The sequence below is a fragment of the Acidobacteriota bacterium genome (genome assembly GCA_034211275.1).
Classification (GTDB): Bacteria; Acidobacteriota; Thermoanaerobaculia; order Multivoradales; family JAHZIX01; genus JAGQSE01.
Genome location: JAXHTF010000170.1, coordinates 1 through 14,887 on the forward strand (window position 1 = coordinate 1; position 14,887 = coordinate 14,887).

A 14,887-nucleotide genomic window follows, 5' to 3' on the forward strand; every position below is an offset into this window, starting at 1 on the left:
CGCGACACGCGCCTTGGCGGTGGGCTCGTCCAGACCCTGGAGCCGCGCCTGTACGCGCTCTACGTGCCGGATCGATCGCAGGATGAGCTGCCACTGTACGGCGGCCGATCCAGTTGAAATCCATGGTAGAGGGCTCGACGGTCCAGATCTTGCGCGCATAGGGCATCATCAAATGCTCGGCGATGCCCTCGCCGAAGAAGCCGCGCATCCACTCCTCGTAATTGCTCGGGTTGAACTCCCCCCGGGCCTGCTTTTCCACCGCCCGCACCAGGCCCACCAGGCAATCCTTGATCACCTCCATGGGCAGGCCGGCGAGATGGGCCTGGAACGGGAATTGGGTGTAGAGATCGTGGGCGTGGTGGTAGATGTAGGCTTGGCGCTCCTGGGCGTGGAAGTTGTCCCCCAGCAGATCGCGGATCAGCGCCTCCATCTCCGGATCGATGGTAAACAGGATGTGCGGGCCATAGTCGAACTTATACCCCCCGACCTCCTTCGACCGCGCCAACCCGCCGACCCGGGACTCCCGCTCGTAGACCTGCCATTCGTCCTGTCCAGCCTGCTGGAAGGTGTAGGCTGCGGACATTCCCGCCAGTCCTCCCCCCAGGATCAGATTCTGTCGTTCTTTCATACGTCGAGAAATTCCCGTTGAGCGCCCTGCCGAGCCTTCGCTCACCGGCTCGGATCCCTCATCCCTCGAGGATCGGGCGAGCTGGGCATGGGTGCAGCGAGGAGAAGTGCGTTTCAGAGAGCTTTGCGGCAGCGACCCGGCGTGCCACCGCAGGAGCCCCGCCATTCTCCCCCAAAGCCCTCGGCGGGTAAAGGCACGCTTCCCCCGGTGGTTTCCCGAGTTGCATCGCGCCACCACTCCGAGGGCGCTCCTCGCCCTTTTTCCATCTCCGCCCTGATACGCTTCGCGCAGTCCGGCACCGGGCTGGGAAGCCGCTTCATCCGAGTCCCTTCCCCCCGGTCCATCCATCCCTTGCCGAAGAGGGCCCCCCATGGCTCAAGAGCCTGATCGCGACAGCCACCCGCCGACGAGCTCCCCCGATCCTGCTCCGCAGATGAATCATCCCCTTCGCGGACCGCTGCTCCTGTTCACCGTGGTTCTCGGCTTCACCCTCATCTACTTCATGCAGGAGCTGCTGAGGCCGATCTTCTTGGCGGTGTTGCTCAACTTCCTGCTGCGAGGTCCGGTGGGCTGGCTCGAGAAGCTCAAGATCCCACGGTCCGTGGGAGCCGCGGTGGCCCTTGCCGCCATCGGCTGTCTCCTCGTGGTGGGCCTGGCCCAGCTCACCGAGCCCGCCAACCGGTGGATGCAACGCCTGCCCCGCACCGCCAACCAGCTGGAGCGGGACCTGCGGGAGCTGCGCAAGCCGGTGGAAGATATGGGCCGAGCCGCCGAGCAGGTCCAGGACATGGTGGACATGGACCAGGGCAGCAAGGACCAGACGGTAAAGGTGCGGGAGGAATCCGCCGGTCAAACCGTCTTCCGTCGGCTGCGGCTGCTCGCCAGCAATCTGCTGCTGGTGCTCTTCATTCTCTACCTGCTGCTGGTCTTCGGCGACGATATCGTGCAACGCAGCATCCAGCAGCTGGCACGGCCACACAGTCGGCGGCGGGCCAAGCTCATCGCCAACGGCATCGAGCAGGACATCTCCACCTATCTGCTGACCATTTCGGCGATCAACGCCTGTCTGGGGGTATTGGTGGGAGTGGTGGCCTACGGAGTCGGGCTCCCCAGCCCGTGGCTGTGGGGCACCATGGCGGCGCTGCTCAACTTCGTTCCCTATGTGGGGGCCGCGGTGGGCGTGGCCATCATCGCCCTGGTGGCCTACACCAGTGTCGAGCCTCTGTCCCGAGCCCTGCTGGCCCCGGGCCTCTATGCCCTCCTGACCACGCTGGAAGGCATGTTGATCACCCCAGTGACCGTTGGCAGCCGTTTCTCCCTGAACCCCCTCATCGTCTTTCTATGGCTTCTCCTCTGGGGCTGGATGTGGGGTATTACCGGCGCCCTCATCGCCATCCCTCTTCTCACCATGATCAAAGTGCTGGCGGATCAGATTCCCAGCTGGAGACCGGTGGGGGCGATCATGGCCGGGTCCAGGAGCAAGCGACGAGACAAGAGCAAGAGCTGATCCCCGTCACCATGCCCCGTCAAGCCATTAGCCGGTGATAGACGGCGGTGGTCTCGGGCAGCGGCTCGACCCCGAGCTCGTCCAGGAGCAGAACGCTCAGCCGGTCGTATTGGCGGCGCACCAGGTCTCGGCGGCCCTGGGCGGCGTAGATGCGCATGACCTCGGTCTGCACGGCCTCCTCCAGGGGATCCTCGATGAGCACGGCCCGATAAGCATCCAGGGCTCGTTCCAGGTCCCCCAGCTCCGAGCGCACCTCTCCCACATCCCGCAGCAGGATCAGGTAGGCCCGATAGAGTTCCTCCCGTCGCCGGGCCGCCCAGGGATCGTACACACCCTGGAGAAACACGCCGCGATAGAAGCGCCAGGCCGCCGCGAAATGCTCGGCGGCACCTGTGGGATCACCGGCCCGTCGCAGCTCGATGCCCGCCTCCCGGTGAGCCTCGAAGGCGTCCAGATCAATGCGCCAACGATAGTCCGGGTTGAGCTCGTAGCCGCCGCTGCGGTAGACCACCGGCTTGAGCGAGGAGTCTCGCCCCCCGCCTAGATCCCGGCGCAGATAGCTGAGGGTGGGATGGAAATTGCGCCGGATGGCCTCGGAGCCCTCGCCGGCGAAGAGAGCTTCGGTGAGCTCTTCCTTGCCCGCGCGCCGCCCCGGTGTCGAAGCCAGGTAAGCGAAGAGGCTGAGCCCGCGGTTGAGGGTCCAGGAAACCTCCCTTGGTTCTCCCTGGGGCGGGCTCAGCAGGACCTGGGCATCGCCGAATAAGAAGACCTGGTAGAGCGGTTCGCTGCTTTCGCCGGCAGCGGCCACCGCTCCGACGGGCGCGACTGTCGTTGCCGGCGATGGGATGGGGCGCGTCGCCGAAGCCGGCGAAACGGCGCCTTCAGAATCCGGCGCCCCGCCGGGCGGCGACGAGTCCTGGGACCGTTCCAGGAACGCTCGAAGCAGCACCGGTAGACGCTTGGCGCCGCTCTCCCGATCCAGGAGCCGAAAGCCTTCTAGCCGCGGATCCTCGGGTGACCAGCCGAGGGCAGAACCCGCCTCCCCCGCCGAAGCCTCCAACGACGGGCCCAATACGTCATAGCTGAGGAAGGCATCCAGCGCCGGTAGCCGAACCAGCTCCGAAGAGACCGGGGCCGGCCCGGAGTGCTTAGCGCTGCGGGCGGTACTGAAGGCTTCGGCGGCCAGACGCAGGGGCAGATACCAGCCGTCCGTGGCGGCACGCCAGGTCTCCGCGGTGGCCAGATCGAGGTTGGTCCCCGCCACCGCCTGCCAGAGGTCCGCCACCTCCTCGGCCTCCAGCAACCACTCCGCCGGGTGCACCGCCTCGCCTTCCATCGAGACCCCCGAGGGCGTCTCGGAGATCGGCGGATCCATCGGAACCGGCAGGAGCAGTGGCAAGCCCAACGGCAGATGATCGAGGGCCCGGGGGGAGACGGTGCTCGGCGGCCGGCGACAGACGAGGAAGCGAGCTCCCGCTGCCCGCGCCTGCTCGAGACTGCGAGCCAGGGCTGGACCATCCGCCAGTACCGTCGGCGGCACTTGGTAGCCCACCCCCCGTGCCAGCTCCCGCAGCACCAGCCGGCGACCGGCACCGGGCCACGCCCGCAGGCGAATCACCGGCCCTTCTGCGGCCTCCAACCGCCGGCGGAGACGCTCTACGTATCGTTGCGGCCACGGTAGAGCCGCTTCGGTTCGGCTCTGGGGCGAAGGCCCCTCGCCGCCTGACTTTCCAGGGGTCTCGGGTTGGCTCACGACTCCCGCAGCCGGGTCTGCACCACCTGCATATCCTCCCAGGTGGGTCGCTTGAGGCTTTGATTGCGCAGCAACGCCGCCGGGTGGTAGGTCACCCGCAGCTGGCAGCCCAAATAGTCGAACCACTGGCCCCGCATCCGTCCCAGGGACAGGTCGGTGCCCAGCAGCGTCTGGGCCGCCACCCGTCCCAGGGCGACGATGACCTTCGGCCGGATGAGCCGAATCTGCTGCTCCAAGTAGCCGATGCAAGCCGAGACCTCGTCGGGCTTGGGGTCGCGATTGCGCGGCGGCCGGCATTTGACGATGTTGGCGATGTAGACCTGCTCCCGGCGCAGCTCGATGGCCTGGATGATGCGGTTGAGCAACTGGCCCGCTGCTCCCACGAAGGGCTCACCTTGTTGGTCCTCGTGGTAACCGGGCCCCTCTCCGATGAACATCAGCTGGGCCTGGGGATCCCCGGTGCCGAAGACCACGTGGGTACGACCCTCGGCGAGGCCACAGCGGGTGCAGGTGGAAGCCTCCTGAGCGAGGATGCGGAGCCGTTCCACGGGATCTCCGGAGTCAGCGGCCTCTCCCGCTTCGGCAGTCGGGGCTTCGGCAGGAGGCTCACTCGAAGAGCTAGCAGAAGAATCTGTGGGAGAGGCGGGAGGCGCAGCCTGCTCGAGCTGCCCGGCCTGTCCGCTCTGGCTGCTCTGCCCCGTCTGCCCAGGCTGGCCGGTGGACGGTCCAGTCTCCTTCCGAGCAGCTTGTCCGGAACCCTGCCGGTGCGCGGGGGCGCTCGAGGCCTCGCCGGCGGTTGGGCGCGCTACTGCCGACTCCCGGGACTGCAAATAGAGCTCGCCGTAGCCGACGTCGCCCAGGTATTGGAGCAGGGGGTCGAGATCGTCGGTGCCGGCCTCGGAGCCGGGAGGAGTCCCGGGACCGGCGTCAGGTGAGGACTTCTTGGCGCTCATCCAGCTCTGCCTCGGCCGCTGGGGCCCGGCTCGATTCTGTCTCTAGGGAGTCCGTCTTCTGGGAGCCCGTCTTCTGGGATGCGAAATGCTCCCCAACGAGCTCCACCAACGCTTCGGCAATCTGATCCTTGGGACGGCGGGAGAGGAAGGTGGGCTCCCCTTCCCGACGATAGACCGTGACCTCGTTGTGCTCACCGCCGAACCCGATATCCGAGCGCGAAACATCGTTGCCGACGATCCAGTGGGCCCCCTTGCGCTGAAGCTTGGCCCGGGCCTCCACCTCCGGATCCCCGGTCTCGGCGGCGAAACCGATGCGCAGAGCCTGGGGTGCCTTCTCCGCCAGCCCCTTCAGGATGTCCGGATTGCGGGTGAGGGGGATCTCCGGCACGCCCTCGCCCTTCTTGATCTTGGTGGCGGAGGCTTGCCGGGGGCGGAAGTCCGCCACCGCAGCGGTCATCACCACCACGTCCGCCGCGCCGACCTCGGAGGCCACCGCGGCGTCCATCTCGAGGGCCGTGGTGACGTCCACCCTCCGAACCCCGCTGGGAGTCGGTAGCTGCACCGGTCCGGCGATGAGGATCACCTCGGCGCCCTGGCGGGCCGCCGCGGCGGCGATGGCAAAGCCCATCTTGCCGCTGGAGCGGTTGCCCAGGAAACGCACCGGATCCACCGGCTCGTGGGTGGGGCCGGCGGTGACGACCATCTTGCGCCCCAGGAGGACCCTGTGCCGGAGCAGGGTCTCGCCGTCCTGCGGGCTGCCGGAAGGCGTCGGCGGTTCCGATTGCCTTCGCTCTTCATGCCCGGCCTTCTCCGCCGCCTCAGTCACCGCCTCTGCCACCGCTTCCGGCTCCGCCAGCCGGCCCATGCCGGTGGCGCCGTTGGCCAGTGGGCCCACCACCGGACCGACCCGTACCACGCCGCGACCGTCGAGCAGCTCTACGTTGTGCTGCACCGCCGGCTGAGTCCACATATCGCTGTGCATGGCGGGGGCTACCACCACCGGGCCTGTGAAGGCCAGGGCGGTGGTGGTGAGGAAATCGTCCGCCAGACCATGAGCGAGCTTGCCCAGGAGGTTGGCGGTGGCGGGGTAGAGACAGAGCACCTGCGCCCATTGGGCGGCGGTGATGTGCAGCTCCTCACCGCTGTCGGTGGGGGTCAGATACTCCTGACGGTAGACCGGTTGGCCCGTCAGCACTTCGAGGGTCAGAGGGCTGACGAAGGCCTCGGCGGAGCGGGTGAGGGCGCAGCGTACGGAGTGACCGGCGCTGGTGAGAGCGCGCACCAGAAGCGCTGCCTTGTAGGCGGCGATGCCGCCGCTGACGCCCAGCAGAACGCGAATCCCGGTGCTCACTCCAGGCTCCTCGGGATGGGTCAGTTGACCTCTTCTTCGGGCTCTTCCGCAACCTCCTCCACCGGCTCCGGCTCGGGCTCGGCGGGCTGGCCCAGCTCCCAGGCCACCAGGTCCTGGCTGACCTCGCGCATGGCGACCCGGGAAGCCTTGTCGGCCCCCTGCTCGACCTTGGTGGGCGCGCCGCGCATGATCTGCTCGGCGCGGACGGCGGCCACCAGGATGTAGCGGAACTTGCTATCGATCTTGTCGGGGAAACGGTGCATCGTTGGAAGAGCTCCTGTGGTCGGTGAGTCGGCGAGCCGGCAACGGTTTGCCGCGGGAGATGATCCCGCGCATCGGCGCCTGCCGGCTCAAGGTGAGATGCTGGAGAAGTCCTTGAGGATGGCTTGAATCTCGCTGTTCATGCGCTGCCGGCGGTGGCGCTTTTCCAAGATAATGGAAGCGATCGCCTGCGCCGCACGCTCCGCATCGCGGTTGATAATAACATAGTCGTAGGCCTCGTAACATGCGATTTCTGAGGAGGATACGCGCAGTCGGCGGTTGATCGCTCCGGGCTCGTCGCTACCCCGTCCGCGCAGACGGCGTTCCAGTTCCTCATAGCTCGGCGGTACGATGAGCACCCCGTGGGCACCGGGCATCTGCGCCATCACCTGCTCGGCGCCCTGGACATCGATCTCCAGCAGCACGTCGACGCCGTTCTTCAACCGCCGCTCCACCTCCTCCCGGGAAGTGCCGTAGCGGTTGCCGTAGACCTCCGCCCACTCGAGGAAGCGCCCCTCGTCGATCATCTGCTGGAACTCCGCCGGCTCGACGAAGAGATAATCCTTGCCGTCCGCTTCGCCGCTGCGCGGCTGGCGGGTGGTGTGGCTGATGGAGAACTGCAGGCTCCCCGGGGGAATCCAGCCGCTGGCCAACAGCCGCCGAATCACCGTCGTCTTGCCGGTGCCGGAGGGAGCGGAGACGATGAATAGCTCGCCGCGCTCACTCGACATTCTGCACCTGCTCCCGAAGCTGCTCGCACACCGTCTTGGCCTCCAACACGCTGCGGATCATCTCGGTATGACGGCATTTCGAGCCCAAGGTGTTGAGCTCCCGAAGGATTTCCTGGGTCAGGAAATCGAGGCGCTTGCCGATGCTCCCTTGCTCCGACGCCACCTCGCGGAAATGCTCGAGGTGAGAAACCAGCCGGTCGAGCTCCTCGCGCACGTCCGAGCGGTCCACCAGCACCGCCACCTCCTGCTCTAGCCGGAGCGGATCGAGACCGCGGTCCCCCAGCAGGGCCTCCAGCCGCTGCTCCAGCGACGCGCGGATCTCCACCACCGCCGTCTCCCGCTGTCGTTCCAGATCTTGAGCCAACCGCTGCAGCTGATCCACAAAGCCCCCGAGGAGGCGATGCAGCTGCTCTCCCTCGGTGCGCCGGGCGGTGACCATCTGCTCCAAAGCCTGCGCCGCTACCTCCAGGAGCAGCTCCTGTCCCTTCTCGTCCCAGGAGCTGGTTTCGGTGACCACCCGAAAGACATCCGGCATGTGCAGCAGGTCACCGGCGTCGAGCTCGCCGGTGATCAGGCCCTCCTGGGCCAGGCCGTGGAGCGCCGCGTGGATGGTGTGGAGGGTGGGACGGTCGATCTGCACCTGCACCTGCCGCTGCCCCAGCTCCCGCACGTCCACCCGCACCTCTACTCGGCCCCGGTGGAGCTCCTCGCCGAGGGCCTTGCGCAACGCCCCTTCGCTGCTCGCCTGGGCTTCCTCGAGGCGAATGCGCAGGTCCAGGAAGCGATTGTTGACCCCGCGCAGAGCGACGGTCACGGCCCAGCCGTCCGCTTCCCCCGAGGCCTGTCCGAAGCCGGTCATGCTGCGCATGGATGCTCCCCTTGCTGGTCCTGCTGCTTTTGCTCAAAGCTCATGGCCTGATGCTCCGTCTCGTCATCCCTCGGTGTGCCCGTGGTCAGGCATCGAATTGCAGATCGTAGAGCCGCCGGTAGGTGCCGTTGTGCTCCAGCAGCTCGTCGTGGGTGCCCTGCTCCTCCACCCGCCCGTCCACCATCACCACGATGCGGTCCGCCTTCACCACCGTCGAGAGGCGGTGGGCAATGACCAGGGTCGTACGACCTTCGGTGAGATTGTAGAGGGCCTTTTGCACCAGCGCTTCCGACTCCGAGTCGAGGTGCGAGGTAGCCTCGTCGAGAATCAGGATGGGAGCGTCCTTGAGCAGTGCCCGGGCGATGGCCAGGCGCTGACGCTGTCCGCCGGAGAGGCGCAGCCCCCCCTCGCCGATGAAAGTGTCGTAGCCCTCCGGCAGCTGCTGGATGAAGTCGTCGGCGTAGGCCGCCTGGGCTGCCTCCTGTACCCGCTCCAGGGGCAGGTCGGAGCGCCCGTAGGCGATGTTGTTGCGCACCGTGTCGTCGAAGAGGACCGTATCCTGGGTGACGATGCCGATGAGGGCTCGCAGGCTCGCCAGGGGCATCTCCTTGATGTCGACGCCGTCCACCGTCACCCGACCGCTGTCGGGATCGAAAAAGCGCGGCAGCAGGTTCACCAGGGTCGACTTGCCGGCACCGGAGGAACCCACCAACGCCACCATCTTCCCCTTCGGTACCGACAGCTGGATCTCCTTGAGCACCCGGCGATGGTCGTAACCGAAGGTCACATCCTCGAACTCCACCCCCTGCTCCACCGTCTCCACCCGGGGGCCGTCGGGATTGTCCTCGATGTCGTTGGGCAAGAGCATGAGATCCGCCACCCGATGGGCCGCCGCCAGGGCCTCCTGGAGCATCAGATTGACCTTGTTGAGGCGCCGGATGGGGTCGTACATGAGCAGCAGCGTGGTGAGGAATTGCACCAGCACGCTGACGCTGAGCTCGCCGGCGCGGATGCTCTGGCCGGCGTAGATGAGCAGCGCCGCCGAGCCCAGGGCCGCCATGGTCTCGATCACCGGGCTCGACAGGTTGGACAGCACCTGGGCCCGCAGATTGACGCGCAGGTGGCGGTGGGTCGCGCGGGAGAAGCGCGCCAGCTCGAAGTCCTCCATGCCGAAGGCCTTGACCACCCGGTGGCCGCGAATACCCTCCGCCAGCAGCTGGGCCAGGTCTGCCATGCGCTCCTGACTGCGGTGGCTGGTGCCTCGGATGCCCTTGCCGAAGCGCACGATGGGGTACAGGATCACCGGCGTCACCACCAGGCAGATCACCGCCAGCTTGAAGTGGATGGAGAGCAGCATCACCAACATGGTGAGCAGGGTCGCGCTCTGCTGGAAAAAGTCCAGCAGACGATTGGACACCGCCACCTGCATCATGGTGACGTCGTTGACCACCCGGCTCACCAGCTCACCGGAGGAATGCTCGGCGTGGAAGCGGCTGGACTGCTGGAGCAGCTTGCCGTAGAGCTGATTGCGGATGTCGGTGGTTACCCCCAGCCCCACCCGCTGGAAGGAGTAGCCACTGACGAAAGAAGCGAGACTGCGAATGGCGTAGATCAGCACGAAGAGCAGGGGCAGGAAGTACACCACCGACTGGGCATCGATGCCGAATCTACGCTTCAGGCCCTCGTAGGCGGCGGTGAGATGGCCCTCGAGGTCGAGGCTCTCGGCCCACTCCTCCCAGATGGGCACCGGCTCCTCGACCGCGTCTTCAGAGGATGCGGCCTCGGCGGAATCGCTGGCCGAATCCCCAGTGGCCGCTCCTTCGTCGTCGGAGTCACCGCCCAAGAAGCCCAAGGCCGATGGGGTTTCGTCCCCCGCCAGCAGAACCTCGCTGAAGATCGGCTCGATGAGGGAGATCATGCCAGCGGTGGTGGCGGCGAAGAGCAGCACCGCCAAGAACGCCGTCACCGCCCATGGCACGTAGCGCCGTAGATGAGGCCAGAAGAAGCGCAGCAGCTTCACGAGGCATCCTCCGACGCCGCGGTCTTTACGGGCTCGGGCTCCTGAGCTCGTCCAGCCAAGGTCGAGCCGTTCTCCGTCGCCCCGCCCTCTACCATTTCCAACACCGCCCGTGCTGCCCGGGAGCTGGCGCCCCTCTCGCCGAGCCGGGGCCGCAGCTCCGTCAGTCCGCGGCGCATCTCATCCACCGCCCGGCGGTCCCGCAGCAGAGCCAACGCCTCCCGGGCGGCGCCCTCCGGGGATGCCTGATGCTGCAGCAGCTCCGGCACCACCCGGCGCTCCAGCACCAGATTCACCAAGCTGAAGAACGGCAGCCGCACCAGCATCTTCGCTAGCAGGTAGGAGCCCAGAGACAAGCGGTAGAGAACGATGAGGGGGGTGCGCAGCAGTCCCGTCTCCAGGGTCGCCGTACCCGAGGCGCAGAACGCCAGGTGACTATCCGCCACCGCATCGAAGCGGCCGTGCTGGGCCTTTCCGGAGTCCTGGGCGCCCCCGGACCCGGCTCCGCCGACCACCTCCACCGGCACTTTGGAGCGCTCAAGGATCGGCCGCACCAGCTCTTCGGAAATCGTGGGGGCCCGCACCAGGCGGACGAAGAGGGGAACTTCCCGGGCCATGAGCTCCGCAGCCTCGAGCATCGCCGGAAGCAGCGAAGCGACCTCGCCGGGACGGGATCCCGGCAGCAAGGCCAGGCGATAGGGGGCCTCCTCCGGCACTTTCGGCTGCGACTCTGAGCTCTCTTCCCAAGCCTGCGCCAGCTCCGGTACTTCGTCCACCAGCGGATGCCCCACGTGGCGAGCGTCGACGCCATGGCCGCGGTAGAAGTCCAGCTCGAAGGGGAAGAGCACCAGCATGCGATCTACCCGCTGGGCGATCTGGCGCACCCGGCCCCGGCGCCAGGCCCAAATCTGAGGACTGATGTAGTAGACCACCTTCACCCCGCGAGCGCTGAGCTCCTTGGCCAGGCGGAGGTTGAACTCGGGGAAATCCACCAGCACCGCCACCGCCGGCCGGCGGCGATCGACCTCTTCGAGAATCTGGCGAAAGACCTGCTTCGCCTTCTTCAAAACCTTGAGCACCTCGACGATGCCTACCACCGCGATGTCCTCGTCGGACACCGCCTCCAGGCCCGCGGCGCGGACCTCTCCCCCGCCGAAACCGAAGGCCCGAACCTGCGGCCGCAGACGGCGGATCTCGGTGAGCAGACGGGCAGCGTGGAGGTCTCCGGAAGCCTCCCCCGCCACCAGCAGCAGGTCGTCGCGGCTCAAGGCTGACGTCTCCGGAGCCTGGCGGCAGCGCTAGCAATCATGGGAAGGAAGCCGGGGGTTGGGCGGGGAACGGAAACATCAAGAAGGCCAGCAGCAGGCCGCCGCCCAGCAGGCCGAGGAAAATCTGTAGGAAGAGCTTGATCCGGCCGCGCCATTCGTAGCGCCAGAGGCCGGCGAAGAAGAGCGAGACCAAGAGTGCGTAGAGCACCATCAGGCCGAAATGGCTATCGAGCACGGGAGCTCCCGGAGTGGGCGGCCGGTGCCGGGTGGGCGGAAGTCTGCAGTCGCAGGATCATGGTTTGCGGCCGGTGGCGATATCCCAGGCGTCGAGCACCAGCAGGAGGTTCATCAGCCCGGCTCCCAGAAGGAAGGCTCCTCCGTACTCGAAGGCCGGCCGCGTCAGGTCGCCGGCGTATTCCAGGCCGAAGCGCAGGATGAAATAGGGCAGTCCCATCCCCATGGCGCCGAGAGTGGCCAGCCGTTCCAGCGGTGCTGCTCCCCCCTGGGGCAAACCGCCCTGGATCCGCCAACCGACGTAGATGGCGGCGAAGATCACCACCAGAAAGAACACTCCTCGTCCCCAGCGTCGAAGATAGAAGTGTCCGGCCCCGGGGCATAGCCAGGCGAGACCGGCGGCGATCCAAGGACTGCCCATCGGCTCCCGGGTTGGGGGCTGGGCCGGATTCTCGGTGCTGGATGGACGCGCCTCGGCTGCCGGGGAGCTGCTCTCCTCGGAGCCGGAACCGTCGGTCGTTGATGTCGAAGTCCTGGCCACCGTGGCTCACTCCCCTAAGAAATGCCCGTCACCGATGCTGTTGAGCAACAGGCGGATCGATCCCGGGGCACCGTGGTGTGTAGTCGAAGAGAAAGCCCCCGCCAACGGCGAGCTGCTAGCTACCGGACTCCCGGGCTAGTAAGCGATGGCCGCTTATTGATTGAGCAGCTCGCGCAGCTCTTTGCCGGGCTTGAAGTAGGGAATGCGCTTGGGCGGAACTTCCACCCGGTCACCGGTTTTGGGATTGCGCCCGATACGCGCTCCCCGGCGACGAATGCGGAAACTGCCGAAGCCCCGCAGCTCGATCTTCTCGCCATCCCGCAGGGATTGGACAATGCTGTCGAAGACCGTATTGACGATGATCTCAGCGTGTTTCTTGGTGAGTTGAGTCGACTTGGCAACCTCGTCGACCAGCTCGGCCTTGGTCATTCCCCCTTGCGTCGGCATCGTCGCTCCCCCTTTGGGGCGTGAAGTGTTGGCAATATAAGAAGGCCCCGGAAGCGGCGAGCACCGCTCCCGGGGCCGGCAGATCAGCTGGCCGCCTCTTTCTCCTCCTCGGCAGCGGCTTCACCACTTTCTTCAGAAGAGCCGCCCTCGGAGTCGTCGGAAGCGTCCTCGGCGGCGGCTTCGGCCTCTTCGGCCTTCGCCTCGCCCTCGTCGGAGTCCTCATCGGTGGACTCTTCGGCAGACTCACTGGCCTCGGCGTCGGAAGCTTCGGCATCGTCGGAGCTCTCCTCGGCAGCGGCCTCGGTGGTCTCCTCCGCGGTGGCCTCCTCAGAAGCGTCCTCGGCGGCGGCTTCTTCAGCCTCGTCGGAGCTCTCCTCGGCGGCGTCGGAGTCTTCCTCGGCAGCAGCCTCGGTGGTCTCCTCGGCAGCGGCCTCGTCGCTCTCCTCGTCCTCGTCCTTGTCCGCGGCCTCCAGCTCCTCGATCTCTTCGGGGGTGGGCTGGGGTACGCCGCGCATGGTCAGGCCGACCTTCTTCTCGGTCTCCTCGATGCGCAGAATACGGGCGCGGACCCAATCGCCGACCCGGAAGTAATCTTCCAGCTTGGCGACGTTGACGTCGGTCTCGCTGATGTGGACCAGGCCCTCCAGACCCTCGTAGATGTCGACGAAGAGACCGAAGTCGGTGGTGTTCACCACCCGGCCCTCGACGATGTCCCCGACGTGGTGGCTGTCCACGAAGTCCTGCCACTCGTTGGGCCGGAACTCCTTGATAGACAGGGAGATACGCTGGTTCTGGGTGTCGATGTTGGTGATCCGGGCCTTGACCGTCTCACCCTTCTTGAGCACCTCCGACGGATGCTTGACCCGCTTGGTCCAGCTCATGTCGGAGACGTGGATCAGGCCGTCGATGCCCTCGGTGATCTCGACGAAGGCGCCGAAATCGGTGAGGTTGCGCACCTTGCCCTCGATGATCGAGCCCTCGGGGAAGGTGTCCGCCAGCTCCTCCCAGGGATTGCGCTCGGTCTGGCGCAGGGAGAGGCTGATGCGGCGCTGCCCCATGTCCAGCTCGGAGACGATGGCCTGGACCTCGTCGCCGACGCTGAGGATCTTGGAGGGGTTGACCACCTTCTTGGTCCACGACATCTCGCTGACGTGGATCAGACCCTCGACGCCTTCCTCGATCTCGACGAAGGCACCGTAGTCCACCAGGCTGACGACACGACCGTCGACCCGGGAGCCGATGGGGTACTTCTTGTCCACCAGGTTCCACGGATCCTCGGACTTCTGCTTGTAGCCCAGGGAGACGCGCTCGGTCTCGGGATCGAATTTGAGCACCACGATCTCGACTTCGTCGCCGACGCTGAAGTGCTCGGAGGGGTGGTTGACCCGGCCCCAGGAGATGTCGGTGATGTGCAGCAGGCCGTCGATGCCGCCGAGGTCGATGAACACCCCGTAGTCGGTGATGTTCTTGACCACGCCCTCGATGCGGGCACCTTCCACCAGCTTCTTGAGGGTCTCCGCCTTCTTCTTGGCGAATTCCTTCTCCAGCACGGCCTTGCGGGACAGCACGATGTTGTTGCGCCGGCGATCGAGGCTGATGACCTTGAACTCCAGCTCCCGGCCGCGCATCTGCTCCAGGTTCTTCACCGGCTTGATGTCCACCAGCGAGCCCGGCAGGAAGGCGCGCAGCCCCACGTCCACGGTCAGGCCGCCCTTGATGCGGTCGATGACCCGGCCCTGGATGATGGCGTTGTCCTTGTAGGCTTTCTCGACCTCGTTCCAGCGGCGCATGCGCTCGGCCTTCTGGCGCGATAGCAGCACGTGGCCTTCCTGGTCCTCGGTCTTCTCCAGCAGCACCTCGACCTCGTCTCCGAGCTCGACGGTGACCTCGCCGTCGTGACGGCGGAACTCGTGGATGGGGATCAAGCCTTCCGACTTGTATCCGACATCCACCACCACCGCGTCGTCGGTGATGTTGATCACCCGGCCGGTGACGATCTCACCTTCCACCAGGTTGTGCATGCTCTCGTCGATGAGACGGGCGAAGTCCTCGAACTCCAGCTCGTCGTCCGGACCCAGACTGTCGAGATCGATGGGGGGCGGCTGGTCGTCGTCCCCCTTGTCGTCACCGCCGGCGGCCTGGGCCTCCGACTGGTCACTATCGTCAGCCGCGGCCTTCGCCTCGGCCTTGTCGGCATCTTTGGCTTCGTCGTCAGCGGCTTCTTCACCGGCGGCCTCTTCAGCCTTGGCCTCGTCAGCCTGGGCTTCTGCACCGGCAGCCTTCTCGGCTTCTTCGCCGCTTGCGGCTTCCGCCTCGGGAGCGCTCTCG

General features: G+C 66.5%; 14 protein-coding genes and 1 pseudogene. 2 read left to right on the forward strand and 13 right to left on the reverse strand.

What is annotated here, in order from left to right; all coding sequences use genetic code 11:
- Nucleotides 1–36 precede the first annotated feature (36 nt).
- Nucleotides 37–117: a hypothetical protein gene (locus SX243_19995; protein MDY7095266.1), complete on the forward strand. Its 81-nt coding sequence runs from the start codon at nt 37–39 to the stop codon at nt 115–117.
- A 349-nt stretch (nt 118–466) separates the two neighbouring features.
- Here SX243_19995 and SX243_20000 read toward each other — a convergent pair.
- A pseudogene (locus tag SX243_20000) lies at nt 467–1,000 on the reverse strand (NAD(P)-binding protein).
- Between SX243_20000 and SX243_20005 the strand changes: the two are divergent.
- Complete coding sequence (locus SX243_20005) at nt 999–2,135, forward strand: AI-2E family transporter (GenBank protein ID MDY7095267.1); 1,137 nt, start codon at nt 999–1,001, stop codon at nt 2,133–2,135. The pseudogene SX243_20000 and the gene SX243_20005 overlap by 2 nt on opposite strands.
- Before the next feature lie 19 nt (nt 2,136–2,154).
- On the opposite strand, the gene SX243_20010 is transcribed toward SX243_20005, so the two are convergent.
- From SX243_20010 to SX243_20065, 12 genes are all read right to left on the reverse strand, one after another.
- A complete protein-coding gene (locus SX243_20010; protein ID MDY7095268.1) occupies nt 2,155–3,753 on the reverse strand; it encodes a bacterial transcriptional activator domain-containing protein in 1,599 nt (532 codons plus the stop codon).
- 131 nt (nt 3,754–3,884) lie between these two features.
- Nucleotides 3,885–4,841 (reverse strand): uracil-DNA glycosylase, encoded by a 957-nt coding sequence (locus tag SX243_20015; GenBank protein MDY7095269.1) that lies wholly within the window; start codon nt 4,839–4,841, stop codon nt 3,885–3,887.
- The gene (locus SX243_20020) at nt 4,816–6,192 is read right to left on the reverse strand and encodes a bifunctional phosphopantothenoylcysteine decarboxylase/phosphopantothenate synthase (GenBank protein MDY7095270.1); all 1,377 of its coding nucleotides are present in this window, start codon (nt 6,190–6,192) and stop codon (nt 4,816–4,818) included. Before SX243_20020 ends, SX243_20015 begins: the two co-directional genes overlap by 26 nt.
- A gap of 20 nt (nt 6,193–6,212) precedes the next feature.
- Complete coding sequence (gene rpoZ, locus SX243_20025) at nt 6,213–6,455, reverse strand: DNA-directed RNA polymerase subunit omega (GenBank protein MDY7095271.1); 243 nt, start codon at nt 6,453–6,455, stop codon at nt 6,213–6,215.
- A gap of 87 nt (nt 6,456–6,542) precedes the next feature.
- Nucleotides 6,543–7,184 carry a guanylate kinase gene (gmk, locus tag SX243_20030; GenBank protein MDY7095272.1) on the reverse strand — a complete coding sequence of 214 codons (642 nt, stop codon included), beginning with the start codon at nt 7,182–7,184 and terminating at the stop codon, nt 6,543–6,545.
- Nucleotides 7,174–8,052 (reverse strand): YicC/YloC family endoribonuclease, encoded by an 879-nt coding sequence (locus SX243_20035; protein ID MDY7095273.1) that lies wholly within the window; start codon nt 8,050–8,052, stop codon nt 7,174–7,176. The genes gmk and SX243_20035 overlap by 11 nt, the downstream gene beginning before the upstream one ends.
- An 85-nt stretch (nt 8,053–8,137) precedes the next feature.
- Nucleotides 8,138–10,072 carry an ABC transporter ATP-binding protein gene (locus tag SX243_20040; GenBank protein ID MDY7095274.1) on the reverse strand — a complete coding sequence of 645 codons (1,935 nt, stop codon included), beginning with the start codon at nt 10,070–10,072 and terminating at the stop codon, nt 8,138–8,140.
- Nucleotides 10,069–11,337, reverse strand: a complete 1,269-nt coding sequence (lpxB, locus tag SX243_20045; protein ID MDY7095275.1) for a lipid-A-disaccharide synthase — start codon at nt 11,335–11,337, stop codon at nt 10,069–10,071. The genes SX243_20040 and lpxB overlap by 4 nt, the downstream gene beginning before the upstream one ends.
- Before the next feature lie 37 nt (nt 11,338–11,374).
- On the reverse strand, nt 11,375–11,572 hold the full coding sequence (locus tag SX243_20050; protein ID MDY7095276.1) for a hypothetical protein: 198 nt from the start codon (nt 11,570–11,572) through the stop codon (nt 11,375–11,377).
- Nucleotides 11,573–11,629: 57 nt separating this feature from the next.
- On the reverse strand, nt 11,630–11,992 hold the full coding sequence (locus SX243_20055) for a DUF6677 family protein (GenBank protein ID MDY7095277.1): 363 nt from the start codon (nt 11,990–11,992) through the stop codon (nt 11,630–11,632).
- Between the two features lie 273 nt (nt 11,993–12,265).
- Nucleotides 12,266–12,559 (reverse strand): integration host factor subunit beta, encoded by a 294-nt coding sequence (locus tag SX243_20060; GenBank protein MDY7095278.1) that lies wholly within the window; start codon nt 12,557–12,559, stop codon nt 12,266–12,268.
- A gap of 83 nt (nt 12,560–12,642) precedes the next feature.
- Nucleotides 12,643–14,887 (reverse strand): 30S ribosomal protein S1 (locus SX243_20065; GenBank protein ID MDY7095279.1); only part of this gene is annotated, 2,245 nt, incomplete at its 5' end.

Bases quoted from the DNA above. Each gene is read 5' to 3' on its own strand.
- SX243_20005 (MDY7095267.1), top strand. From the start codon at position 999: ATGGCTCAAGAGCCTGATCGCGACAGCCACCCGCCGACGAGCTCCCCC.
- SX243_20015 (MDY7095269.1), bottom strand. From the start codon at position 4,841: ATGAGCGCCAAGAAGTCCTCACCTGACGCCGGTCCCGGGACTCCTCCC.
- rpoZ (MDY7095271.1), bottom strand. From the start codon at position 6,455: ATGCACCGTTTCCCCGACAAGATCGATAGCAAGTTCCGCTACATCCTG.
- gmk (MDY7095272.1), bottom strand. From the start codon at position 7,184: ATGTCGAGTGAGCGCGGCGAGCTATTCATCGTCTCCGCTCCCTCCGGC.
- SX243_20035 (MDY7095273.1), bottom strand. From the start codon at position 8,052: ATGCGCAGCATGACCGGCTTCGGACAGGCCTCGGGGGAAGCGGACGGC.
- SX243_20055 (MDY7095277.1), bottom strand. From the start codon at position 11,992: ATGGGCAGTCCTTGGATCGCCGCCGGTCTCGCCTGGCTATGCCCCGGG.
- SX243_20060 (MDY7095278.1), bottom strand. From the start codon at position 12,559: ATGCCGACGCAAGGGGGAATGACCAAGGCCGAGCTGGTCGACGAGGTT.